11 protein-coding genes and 1 pseudogene are annotated in these 12838 nt (G+C 33.7%); 11 read left to right on the top strand and 1 reads right to left on the bottom strand.

The window, feature by feature from the left end:
* Positions 1 to 107 precede the first annotated feature (107 nt).
* Both ACZLO7_RS15315 and ACZLO7_RS15310 read left to right on the top strand, forming a co-directional pair.
* Positions 108 to 500, top strand: a complete 393-nt coding sequence (locus ACZLO7_RS15315; protein ID WP_464939860.1) for a RidA family protein — start codon at positions 108 to 110, stop codon at positions 498 to 500.
* A gap of 396 nt (positions 501 to 896) precedes the next feature.
* Positions 897 to 974: pseudogene (locus tag ACZLO7_RS15310) on the top strand (VOC family protein); the annotation flags it as partial.
* A 303-nt stretch (positions 975 to 1277) separates the two neighbouring features.
* Here the strand turns inward: ACZLO7_RS15310 and ACZLO7_RS15305 are convergent.
* Positions 1278 to 1490: a hypothetical protein gene (locus tag ACZLO7_RS15305; RefSeq protein WP_464939861.1), complete on the bottom strand. Its 213-nt coding sequence runs from the start codon at positions 1488 to 1490 to the stop codon at positions 1278 to 1280.
* Positions 1491 to 1972: 482 nt separating this feature from the next.
* Between ACZLO7_RS15305 and ACZLO7_RS15300 the strand changes: the two genes are divergently transcribed.
* The 9 genes from ACZLO7_RS15300 to ACZLO7_RS15260 all read left to right on the top strand — a co-directional run bounded on the left by ACZLO7_RS15300 (position 1973) and on the right by ACZLO7_RS15260 (position 12773).
* Positions 1973 to 2170 (top strand): helix-turn-helix transcriptional regulator, encoded by a 198-nt coding sequence (locus ACZLO7_RS15300; RefSeq protein ID WP_427753628.1) that lies wholly within the window; start codon positions 1973 to 1975, stop codon positions 2168 to 2170.
* 142 nt (positions 2171 to 2312) lie between these two features.
* Positions 2313 to 2687, top strand: coding sequence for a hypothetical protein (locus ACZLO7_RS15295; RefSeq protein WP_464939862.1), 375 nt, complete (start codon positions 2313 to 2315; stop codon positions 2685 to 2687).
* Between the two features lie 265 nt (positions 2688 to 2952).
* Positions 2953 to 4182, top strand: coding sequence for a right-handed parallel beta-helix repeat-containing protein (locus ACZLO7_RS15290; protein WP_464939863.1), 1230 nt, complete (start codon positions 2953 to 2955; stop codon positions 4180 to 4182).
* A 300-nt stretch (positions 4183 to 4482) separates the two neighbouring features.
* Complete coding sequence (locus tag ACZLO7_RS15285; protein WP_464939864.1) at positions 4483 to 5103, top strand: class I SAM-dependent methyltransferase; 621 nt, start codon at positions 4483 to 4485, stop codon at positions 5101 to 5103.
* Between the two features lie 69 nt (positions 5104 to 5172).
* Entirely contained in the window at positions 5173 to 5517 is a 345-nt protein-coding gene (locus ACZLO7_RS15280; protein WP_464939865.1) for an immunity protein CdiI family protein, read from the top strand.
* Positions 5518 to 5722: 205 nt separating this feature from the next.
* Complete coding sequence (locus tag ACZLO7_RS15275; protein WP_464939866.1) at positions 5723 to 6205, top strand: RNA polymerase sigma factor; 483 nt, start codon at positions 5723 to 5725, stop codon at positions 6203 to 6205.
* Positions 6206 to 6209: 4 nt separating this feature from the next.
* Positions 6210 to 6872: a zf-HC2 domain-containing protein gene (locus tag ACZLO7_RS15270; RefSeq protein WP_464939867.1), complete on the top strand. Its 663-nt coding sequence runs from the start codon at positions 6210 to 6212 to the stop codon at positions 6870 to 6872.
* Between the two features lie 446 nt (positions 6873 to 7318).
* A complete protein-coding gene (locus tag ACZLO7_RS15265) occupies positions 7319 to 10513 on the top strand; it encodes an AfsR/SARP family transcriptional regulator (RefSeq protein ID WP_464939868.1) in 3195 nt (1064 codons plus the stop codon).
* 1039 nt (positions 10514 to 11552) lie between these two features.
* Complete coding sequence (locus tag ACZLO7_RS15260; RefSeq protein WP_464939869.1) at positions 11553 to 12773, top strand: substrate-binding domain-containing protein; 1221 nt, start codon at positions 11553 to 11555, stop codon at positions 12771 to 12773.
* The last annotated feature ends 65 nt before the right edge of the window (positions 12774 to 12838 follow it).

The following is a 12838-nucleotide window of genomic DNA, read 5'->3' as shown; positions in this document are numbered from 1 at the left end:
GTTATGGGTACTCGACTGCAGTTTTCTTTTAGAAAAATAGTAATTGGTGGAGTCTGCCTAATTATTTAAGAAGATAGCAGAAAATTTATAACGAGTGAGGTAATATTATGAAAAAAATTATTAGAAAAAACCCTAAGCTAATGCCAAAACCAGTAGGCGACTACAGTCATATCACTAGAGTGCCTAAAGGGGCAGCCTTAATAGTAACATCAGGTCAAGTAGGAACAGACATGAAAGGCAATGTTCCGAAGAGTTTAAACGACCAAATAACTAATACTTTTGCAAACATGAAAAAGGTTCTTGAATCAGAGGGGTTGTCTCAAGAGAACGTTATTAAGGTTAATATCTGGGCGACTGAAGAGATAGACTGGGATTATTTTGACCTTAAATGGAATGATTTTTTTAATAATGAATTCCCATCTATGACAATTGCATATACATCAGCATTAGGATTGCCTGAATTAAAAATAGAAATTGAACTATGGTGTGCTGAAACTTAATGACAAAAAAGGAACAGTGTTTTACTGTTCCTTTTTTGTCATATTCTGTTCTTGTTTCTACTTGAGTTAACCTGTACCGTTAGCAGCATAACAAAAAAACTGCTCATTAGCAGCCTTAATCTTAAGCTCTTACACCCGATAATTCAAGAAGATAAGTCTTATATTATGTACTAACTAATAGTGAAACTTTGCCCTTTATCATCAACTTACTCCACCATACTTATTACAATAAAATACTACTTCTATGTGATCAGGAGAAGACACACCGTTTTGTGAATATATTCCGCCTACAGCAACAACATATTAACGACCACCATCACTTGTTGAACCATTATATCCTTTTTGTATCCAACTTACTCCACCACTTTCAATTTCCGAAGATATAGAATTCATCCTAAAGAGGTTACTGAGTTTGGAAATTTTATTTGGATTGAAGATCCTGAAGGTCGACTGGTCGAGCTTTGGGAGAAATAGCGAGTTGGTCAAGCCGTGATAGCTTACATTTCTTTCTGAGAGATCCTATTCTACTACGGCGAGGCATTACATCATGTACCCATAAGTGATAAGCCTCGCAATGTCGAATGCCACCTCTATGCATTAAAATGGTAATAGCAATATTACGCCAGTTGTAACTCTCAAGAAAACTTAAGTCGTTCTTTTTGTTCGTCTTCTTAAAGCCTTCCCGTAGTAATTCGTGAATCTTATCTTCAGGAAATGCTTTTGTTCCGCTGTTATCACTTGAAGGAGCTCTAGCATTTCTCCATGGATTGAGTGGCTTTACATTAAAGTTCTGTGCATCCAATCAGAGAATTGTGTTAGTGAGTAGAGAAGAATATTCGATGTAGTGGTTCTTTTAGGTAACCAGTAAAGACCACTTGGATCATACCCATCTTCACCAATCGTCCTAGAATGCATAGATTTAGCAAAGGATTCAAAAAAAGCCTTTGGAGATGAAAAGTAATGTTGATTTGCATTCAAATAATCTAGCATTAATTCCACTGCCTGTATAAGTTTGTTATGCCAGACTTGCTCATTTCATGGTTTTTTAGCTGATACTCGTGCAAGAGATGTAAAAGACTTGTTTCTCCATTGTGCTCTACGAGAAGAGAATACAAATCAGTACTTCTACAAGTGTTGTCTTCGTATGTTTTTGCTAGCACTCTTACATATCTCATAAATTCCCCCTGTATCATCTATGTATCTCGAATTGGCGTTATGAAATTTCATATACTTGGTATTAGGTGTATATTTTACCTTTAATAACATTTTAGGACAATGAAAAAATACAGCCTTTTATGTATATAAAGACTGTATTTCGTGGTTAAACTATTAGTTTTAGTATGGTTTCTTGCCTGTAATAAAAAGTTCGCTAGCCTTTTCTAATATAAAAAACGTAAAGTGAACTTGACCTACCAAAAACTGTAAAGTATACTTTACGTAAAGCTTCCTTTACAAGAAAGTGATGGGGAATTATGAAAAATAATATCAAAGATTTTCGAGCAATACACAAATATACGCAAGACGAGCTTGCTGAAAAGTTGGAAGTATCCAGACAGACAGTCATTTCATTAGAAAAAGAACGATACAATCCATCGATTACGCTTGCGTTTAAAATTGCTCGGCTATTCAACTGTTCCATAGAAGATGTATTTATTTATGAGGAAGAATAAATAGGAGGAGCACTTGTTTTGAAGGTAGAATATTCAGATGAAATCTATGTTCACTGTGTGTGCAAAATGTGGCGATGTGTTTTCAATGACCATTGAGAATCCAAACAGACTTTAAACTCAAATTAGGAAGGAGTAAAGACAAATGAAAGAAACGAAAATGGGTTTTATCATAATGGGATGTATTTTTGGTGTTATGGCCTTATTTATAAATGGAGCTTCAATAAGTGTAAATAAATTTCCATCTTCACTAATGCTATTTGGTATTTGCATTATGTGTTTTTGCTTAGCCTACTTAGCACCTCACCTTACCTCAAAAGATGAACGAGCACAAAAAATAAAAGAGAGAGCCATTTATGTGAATTATTTCATTCTAATCGCTGTAGTTGTAATATTAATGATAGTCTTTAACCCAGTGAGTAGTCTACATATAGATGCTTACAATCTACTGACAATAATGATAACAATTTATATATCTTCGGTATTACTAACAATGGTCTACTATGCGAAGAAATATTAAAAACTAAAGTATATAAAAGCGTAGATGTAATGATATGCGATTTGTAACCCACTTATCTATATTACATAAAAATAAGTATTAGAAATGCTGTGGGAAAGTTTTTAAAAGATAGTTTTTTCTCCATTCTTCATGTTTATTGTGGAGAAAATGGTACTATAGTATTGGGGTAGTGGTGAGTGATACAAGAGAAGGTAGTAACCTCTATGATAGTCTGCCATTAATATCCTAAATAATTATTGCTTTTTGAGAAGGGGAATTTTACAACATGATTATGAAATTCAAGAGAATGTCTGCATTATTAGCGGCTTCTTTATTGATGCTGTGTGTATGGGTAGGGGTTATGCCCAATTCAGCAGAAGCTGCGGCAAAGAACGTCTACACAATTTCACCAGTAACAGTACCAGTGGATAAGGCGATGAAGAAATATACTACATATAATAGTAATACTAAGCATTATTATGTGCTACGCTCCTATTTAGAGAAAATGGAGAAAAAAGGTGGCGGCACGCTCATATTGAAAAAAGGTACTTACACAATTAGTAATACGGTATATGTGCCGTCAAATGTAACAATTAAAATGAAAGATGGCGTAAGTATTGTCAAAGGTCAGAAAACAGGTACAAGCAAATTTAAAGCCTCAAAATCAATTTTTCAATTCATAAAACCATCAAAAGCCAATAAATCAGGTGTGTATGGAAAATATAATGGTGAAAAAAATATTACCTTTATCGGTGAAGGTAAAGTAACGATTGACATGAAATATGAAAAAGATAGTATTGCTTTGATTATGGGACATAATCAAAATGTAAAAGTGGAAAACATTCAATTCAAAAATATGTATTCGGGCCACTTTATTGAGCTAGATGCTTCTAAGAATGTAGTAATAAGAAAAAATACATTTACAAATTCGAAAGCATCAGCAAATAAAAACAAAGAAGCTATAAATATTGATACACCGGATAAAACAACAGCAGGATGGAGTCAAAAATGGAGTAAATATGATAAAACTCCAAATCAAAATATAACTATTGAAAACAATAAATTTAAGAATCTAGATCGAGCTATTGGTACACATAAATATTCAGGCAAAATGTATCATGACAAAGTTATCATCCGTAATAACCACATTGATAAAACTCGCTTGGATGCCATTCGTGTCATGAATTGGTCGAATGCTGTTATTGAAAATAATATCATTCAGAATGTAGCAAATGGCAATTCAGCTACCCGTGGAATTCTAGCCAGTGGTGCAATCAACCCAACATTTAAGAGTAATACTTTTAATACAGTGGGACGAACCATTCAATTTATGGCTTGGAAAAACAGTGGTCCAGGCTCACAGTATGATGTTACGTACAATAAGCTGAATGAAGCTAACAAAATAGCACTACTAACAAACAAAGCCATTAATACTTCTGAAACGATTATTCGAATTAATAATTCCTACAACGAATTCATACAAAACACTGAAAAAATTCAACTTGCGTCAAAGTGATTTACATGGGGAAAGAGACCTTTAACAAAATAAAGGTCTCTTTTTGATGGTATCTTAAGATGTAAAGTCACTGATAAGAATGTGGAGAGGTCTTTAACGAAACACATTGTGTGAGGAATTCAGTGTTTCATTAAATTCCTCCTAGGTTTTCAAAAGGGTCTTATACCGCTTCAAGTTTAAAAACTTCTACAAGCAATACAAAGGATTTACAGTGATTTTATGGTAAAATATTTAAAATGAGATAAAATTTAGTTGTATTATTGATTGGTAGAATTACGATTGAATTGGGAGTGTAGGAGTTTGAATAATTCTTGGAACAAATTTATATATAAAATTGGATCCCCAATTTATGATAAGGTTTTTAATTCAGGTATCTTCTTAAATGCTCGAAAACGAATATTCCAATCAATACCATTCGATAGCAAACAAAAAATCTTGTTTGTTGGTGTAGGGACGGGTGCTGATTTAGAGTTAATCAATTACGCTGACCTAGATATAACAGCAATTGATTATTCACCTGATATGCTTGGAAAAGCAAAAATAAAGTTCAAGGATTCTACCATTAAATTTTTAGAAATGGATGCTCAAAATATGGTTTTTGAAGACGAATCTTTCGATTATGTAGTAGCAAGTCTAATACTTTCAGTTGTACCAGATGCTAATAAATGTTTTCAAGAAATAACAAGAGTTTTAAAGCACGAAGGAAAAATAATGATTTTTGATAAATTTGCTCCTGAAAATAAAAAACTTTCGTTACCAAAAGTACTTTTAAGACCAATTATTAGCGTATTAGGAACTGATATTGGCCGAAGTTTTGAAGAATTAATTCCAAAAAATAATAAACATATAAAAGTAGAAGAAGATATACCAATTATGATGAATGGAATGTATAGGAAGATAATAATTGCAATAATTCATTGATTAATGTAAGTTGAAGCGCTTTTTACTAACGAGGCTGTTTACTTTAATAAAGGGAGACGAAAAAATAAAATGGTGGAATTATGTAGGTGTAATAAAACATATGATTTAAAAGTTGAAGCCGATATAGCTGCAGATGCTATCTGGTGTAATAAATGTTATAGTAACTTTGACATAGAAAACGTTCCAATTTCAATCAAGTTGAAGGCTGAATTAATGGAGTGGATATTGCAATATGGTAAATGGATTGATTGGGAAAATGATGGAATAGTTCCTAACGGAGTAGAACTTGAAGAAAAACATAATCAAGAGGGCTTGAAATTAACAGAAAAAGTACAAAAAGAACTTGCAGAAAAATATAAAGTTTCGTTTTCGCCTTCTACATTTGCAAAAAGACATGCAAATAAAATACAGTAAACCTCATTGCATTAACGGGGGCAAGAGTTGAAGTACCGGCTGCCATTGGCCATTTAATTGAATAAGTGAATATCTGCATCTGTTATAAAGATGCAGTTTTTTTAATTTAGATATGATGCACGATGGAAATTTAAAAAATGTTGTAACGAAATCGATAATTTTATGATACATAGGTGAATGGTCAAACGGAAAAGGGAGGGTAGCAGTGGATAAAGACAATATATATCAAGAATATGGGGATTTTATTTTTAAATACTTAGTAACGTTAACAAACAACCTTGATTTTGCAGAGGAGCTAACTCAAGAAACATTTTATCAAGCGATTAAATCCATTAATAACTTTCACGATAATGGTAAAGCCAAGTTTTCCACGTGGCTCTGTGCAATTGCTAAAAACGTTTGGCTACAAGAATTGAACCAAAAAAATAAAATCCAAAAATTGAATGAATCATTAAAGAGTGAAAATACAACTTTTTGCGATTTAGAAGATGAGTATATAAAAAATGAGGATAAAATTATGTTTTTTAAAAAGGCTCATCAACTCAGTGAGGATAAACGAGAAATACTTTATTTAAGATTGTTGGGTGACTTATCGTTCAAAGAAATTGGTTCAATTTTTGAAAGGACAGAAAACTGGGCAAGAGTGACTTTTTATAGAGCAAAACTTGAAATCAGAAAGGGTGAGTAGGGTTATGAACCATAGTGTATTTAAGGATTTGGCTCCTGCTTATATTGATAAATTAACAAGTGAAGAAACAAACGAACAGATAGAAAAACATATGGATCAATGTGAAGAATGCCGAAATTATTTAAACAAAATGAAGGGAGATTTATTTTCAGAAGATGAAAATGAGAGAAGAAAAGATAAAAGGAACATTGATTATTTCAAAAAGGTACGCTCCAAAAATAGAAAAAAGATCTTAGTTATCGTATCATCACTACTAGCAATGTTTCTTGTTCTGATAACTGCTTATTACTTTGTGTTTGTAAATATGTGGCAAGCAAGTTCCAGTAATGTTGAAACAAACATTCAGAGTCAGGGCACGATGGCTACGCTCTTATTCAAAGCAAAAAAGGACAATCATTATATAATTTTAACAGATGCAAAAACAGATGAGGGATATACACATACTATATTTGTGTATGAAAAAAGGAACGATTTCTCTACCCCAGCAAAAATCCTAAAAGATGGGAGTGGCATTTCTTTCACATTTGCAGATGAAAACACATTATTACTGTACAATGGGAAGAAGAAGAAACTAACGGATGAAGATAAAGTAACTATACAATATAAAGATAAAACCGATGTAATACCTATAAAAGATTTATATGATAAAGGTAACGATGCTGAATGATTTAAAAATGGGATAGCAGTTATACCGCAATCGTGCGCGATTGTGGCATAAGGAAATGATTTTTAAACGACTTTATTGTTGCTTCCTTAAGTTCCTATTCAGTAATTAAAAAAGGAATTAAACAACTTTATTTTTACACCGTCCGCAAAAGCGGAAGGTGTAATTCATTCTTTCAGCTTCAAAATTAAACAACTTTATTGTCACTTAACATCTGCAACTAATAGTCCTTCAGACAAACAGGCAATTGTTGATTTTATACAGGGTACTCGGTCTAAAAAGTTTAGGTCTTGCTATTTCAAAAAACATACGGATAGTCTCTTTGCCTTCCATCAAGCATATTGTATTAGTTGTAAACCAATACTAAAATCATTTAATTTCAAACTAATATGTTAAAATATCACTAACATAGGAATGTAAATTACTGAGGATGAGAAGGGGGATACAATATGGAAGACAACATATTGTTATCTAAGCTTATTCCACCAGAACCTGCTATACATTATATGAGACGAGCAAAGGTCATGAAGAAGTTAGCACGAAGTCAGCATACGAAGCTTACTATTTTACATGGTGGAGCGGGTTTTGGTAAAACTTCCGCATTGGCACAATTTTTAGCAGATCAACCCAATGCTTTCTCTTGGTATCAAGTGACAGAAGATGATGACGATGTTCTGCCATTTTTACGTCACTTGTTTTATAGCGTGCGGAATGTATATCCTTCTTTTGGAGAAACAATGATTGGTTGGGATCAGCTTTCAATGTTTCCTAAAGTTGAAGAGTTAAATAAGCTCTTTACTATGTTTGTAAATGAGTTTTGCAAGATGCGAGAACCTTTTTTTGTAATACTAGATGATTATTATTTAGTGGACCATATTTTTCATATTCATTACATCATGGAGAAGCTGATATTACATTTACCACCAAATGTTCATCTAATTATTTTGTCAAGAACATTTCCTTCTTGGGGGTGTATACGGAAATTAAGGTTAAATCATCAATTAGTTGAATGTGTAGAAGAAGATTTTGTCTTTTCTGCAGAAGAAATCCAGGTGTTTTTTGAAGATTACTTTCAACATTATATAACAAAGGAACAAGTGACCAAAATCCTCCGAACAACAGAAGGATGGGCTATTGCTATTTTATTTCTCGCCACCCAATCTATTGATTTAGAGAAGTCTATAGATAAATTACAGAATCTTTCGTCAAATGATTTCTTTACTTATTTATCGGATGAAGTATTTGAGGGGCTGAATGATTTCGAACAAGATGCAATTATGAAATTTAGCATTTTTGAAACTTTTTCGTATGAATTAATAGAAGTATTCTACGGTGAGGTTTTTGAAGAGCAGCTTAAAATTCTAGTCAATAAACATGTTTTTATCCAGCCATTAAGTGGATACACAGAGTTTCGATATCATGTATTATTTCAGCAATTTTTAGAATTGAAACTGATGGAACAGGATTTAGATGCATATCACTCGTTGCATTTAAAGGCTACAAAATTTTTTACTCAGCAAAGAAACCCTGTAAAAGCCGTTCATCATGCGATGAAAACTAAAAATGAAGATTTGATTGCATCTACTTTAGCTTATTTTGCAAATCAGTTTATAGAAGACGGAAAATTCGATTGGTTTATCGAACGTATTCGTGAACTATCAGCTAGTACTATGGCAAATCATTTTCAACTTTACTATTATGAAGGTGAAAGTCAGAGATATCGTGCACAGTATGAAAAAGCAAAAAAAGCGTATGAAAAATGCATTATATGCGCAAAAGAGAGCTTGTCTTATGATTATTTATTAAGAGCCAAGGCTGGGATTGCACATATCTATTTGGATACTATTCAACCGTCACTTGCTGAAAATTATTTACAAGAAGCACTAGAGTTGGTGGAACAAGCGGAGTTAGAAGAAGATTATTTGCAAATTATACAAAAACAATATGCAGAAAATCTAGTGAACTTAGGCAAACCGTATGAAGCAGAAAAGTGGGTTTCGGATGTGTGTCTTTCTTCTCTTGTAGTTAGGCAAGGAAATTTGGATGCAAGAATATTATTAAGGCAAGGCAAACTTCAGGAAGCAAGAAGCTTATTAGAAAATCGTTTAGATTCATATAGTCTTATTTCAGATACTTATCGTGAGACCGATGTTTTATATTCTTTTATTTTAATCTTATTAGGTGATTATGTAACAGCACTAGAATCAGCAAATAAAAGCATTTTGAAAAAGGAAAATGAACATGCACAGTATATTTTAGCGGTAGCGTATCTTCGTAAAGGACATACATTATTGGTTTTGAATCCAACAGATATTGTTGAAGCGGAACAATATTATGAAAAGACCATCGAAATAATGGATAGTATGGATGTGAAACGTGCAAAAGCCGAGTCATATATGGGACTAGCAATTGTGAAAAGTAGACAGCAACAACTTGAGCAAGCACTTATCAATATAAAATTAGGGTTAAAAGAAACGGAGAAAGTGCATGATCATTGGGTCTCGGCTTTACTTAATGTAGCATTATCAAAAATTTATGTGGAACATGCACATTACTTAGAGGCAAAAGAAGCTATTAAGAGTGCAGAAAGTAAGTTTAAAAACTCAAAAGATTATTTTGGAATGACAATTGTTAGCTTTTGGCGTGCTTATATCGCTTATATGCAAAATGATGAAGTTGAATTTGCTTCGAATTTTGAATTATGTATGGCAACTATTGTAGAGAAAAAATATGATTTCTTTGTAAGAGACCAACATATCTTTGGTCCTCAACACAATATAGTATGGTGGCAACTGATGCATCATTGGAATACATTAAAAAAATCAGCTGTTAAAACCGAACACTTTTATAAATTGTTAGAAATAGATGCTGATTTACCTGTACCAGCGCATATGTATACTATTCAGCTATTTGGAACTATTACTCTATATCGCGATGATGAAGTAATAGTTGGAAAAAAGTGGCAACGAGAAAAGGCAAAGGAATTATTCATTTACCTATATCTAAATCGTACGAGATTTGTTTCCAAAGAAGAAATAATTAATGTATTATGGCCTAAAGCTACTGAGGAAACGATGACAAGAGATTTCAAAGTTGCCTATAATGCTTTATTAAAAGTGCTAGAACCAAATCGTCTTCCTAGAATAGAAAGTGCATACGTTGTTCGAAAGCAATCAATGTACAAGCTCAATACACTTCATTGTATGAATAGTGATTTAGATTTTTTTAGACAATTCATGTCTTTAGGCATGCAACAGAAAAATCCTAATCTTTCGAATGAATGGCTTTTAAGAGGAATCCGAATATACACAGGCGATTTTATCGCGGATAAGAAACAATTAGAATGGCTTCAAGATATACGAGAAGAATTGAAAAGTATCTATTTGGAAGGAATCGAACGCTTAGCACAGAATTATGTCCGATTAAAGGAATTTAGCAAAACAGTGTATTGGGCAGAGCACTTGTTGAAACAAGATAATACATGGGAAGAAGGATACCGCCTAATCATGTATGGATATTTCCAACTTCAAAATCGTACTCAGGCTGTCAGATGGTTTGAAAAATGTGAACAAGTATTAAAAGACGAACTGAATATCGAACCAATGGAAACAACCATACAGATGTATGAGATGATTTTAAAATGACCCTATGTGAAAACGGGGGGCATGGTGTATATGAGTAACGGAATTGTCCGATTTATATATCCTTTTTATCAAATCAAGTAAATCCGACACAATCGCATAGAGGTACAAATATAAAGAAAAAATCGACGCACCTTTAAAAAGGTAGCGTCGTTTTTAGAGAAATGAGGTTTATTTCTCTTGTTCTATGATATGCAATTCAATTAAAAAAGTTAAATATTCTTAAGTAAGCATGTTGGATCTTTAAAGAATCAAAAAATGTTCTGTAGATAATATGCATGCACTTCCACACTATAAAGTCCTTAACCTTAATAAAACTATCAATAAATAGCCGCTGCACCCCCATACAGCCAACACAAAGATATTGATATTATTCGAAATAGGAAATGAATTCGAATATAAGAGCCATACAATGTCTGATGAATACCATCAAGAATACGAATAGACAATTCTTTATCGAAATTATTTATTCCTCGGTTTTAGATTCATTGTATAAATAATGTTGGAATTCGTATTCCTTATACGACAGGTACTTGAGCGACTTTGCTTCAAACAATAACGAAGCATATTCTCTTTAGGCACAATTTAATCGTAAAGCGCCATATAAGGGTTTAGAGCAAATGTTTCTTCTTAGGAAATCATGGACAGCAACACCTTGAATTAGTCCTTTCATTATTAAGGGTTTGGTGTGAATCGGAAAGAATGAAAAACTCAGAAAAACGAGTTAATTGGAGTGCAGGCGGCAACTCCTTGGGGAACTTGCGAACATCTTGAGACCCCGCAGGAGCGTTAGCGACCAGGAGGCTCAAGGTTCGTCCCCAGGAAAGCGTCCGCCGGAACGGAAATTAACGGCATCGAAGAAAAAGCCATGGCAGAAACGGTTAATCGATTCCGCTATGGCTAAAATTTATTTTATGGACTTCAATGGCCCTCGTGAAAACGTAGGGTCTTTTTTCTTTGTAACTAATTTGTAACTAGGATTAGTTATGATACTTTTACAGCAAGATGAAAGCGCTTTAAAAAATGAGAGGGAGGTATTGAAATGAAAAAATGGCTGGCGGTGCTATTAGTAGCAGTAATGCTTTTACTCACTGCATGTGGAAGTGACAAGAAAACAAGTGGATCCTCTTCGGAAAAGGACGAAAAAGAAGGAGGAACAATTAAAGTTGGTGTATTGGCCTCATTATCTGGTGCCTTAGAGTCTTATGGAAAACAAACAAAGCAAGGCTTTGAACTAGGGCTAGATTATGCAACAAATGGCAAGCTGGAAGTTGCAGGTAAGAAAATCGAAGTTGTTTGGGAAGATACTGAAACTAAACCAGAAGTAGCAGTGCAAAAAGCAACAAAGTTATTAGAAGATGATGGGGTGGATTTCTTAGTAGGTTCTTCTAGTTCTGGAGATACATTAGCTGTCTTACCACTTGCTGAAGAATACGAGAAAATTATGATTGTAGAACCAGCTGTTGCAGACAGTATTACTGGTGCTGAGTTCAACCCATTTATTTTCCGAACAGCAAGGAATTCTTCTCAAGACGCTTATGCTGCAGCAGCGGCAATTGCTAAAAAAGGAACAAAAATTGCAACATTTGCACCGGATTATTCTTTCGGTTGGGATGGAGTTAAAGCTTTTAAAGCAGCTGCAGAAAAGTTAGGAGCAGAAGTTGTTTTAGAAGAATATGCAGATCCAGCTGCAACAGATTTCACATCTAACTTACAGAAAGTTGTGAAGGCAAAGCCTGAATATCTATTTGTTGTATGGGCTGGTACGAATTCACCTTGGAATCAAATCGCAGATCTTAAGTTAGCAGAAAAAGGTATAAAAATTTCGACAGGTGCACCTGATATTCCCGCTCTTCAATTGATGAAGCCCCTTGTAGGCATGGAAGGATTCTCAGTATATTATCATACATTACCAAAAAACAAAGTGAATGATTGGTTAGTAGAAGAGCATAAAAAACGTTTTAACAATGAAGTGCCAGACTTATTTACACCAGGTGGATTTTCATCTGCTGTAGCTATCGTTGAGGCTTTAAAAAAATCAGAAGGCAATGCAGATGGTAATGCGCTTATTCCATTAATGGAAGGTATGTCTTTTGAGACACCGAAAGGGAAAATGACGTTCCGTAAAGAGGATCACCAAGCATTACAACCTATGTATTCTATTAAACTTGAAGAACAAAAAGGTGTTGACTACCCTGTTCCAGTATTAATTCGTGAACTAACACCTGACGAGACAGCTCCGCCAATTCAAAATAAAAAATAAGTAAACGAGAGTTCAGACCATAAATTTGGTCTGGCTCTCTTAAAAACTTTTTACATAAGAAGTTT

Source organism: Viridibacillus sp. d25.2, assembly GCF_055456015.2.
Note: the sequence above shows the minus strand (reverse complement) of the source record. Positions and strands in the feature narration are given on the sequence as shown.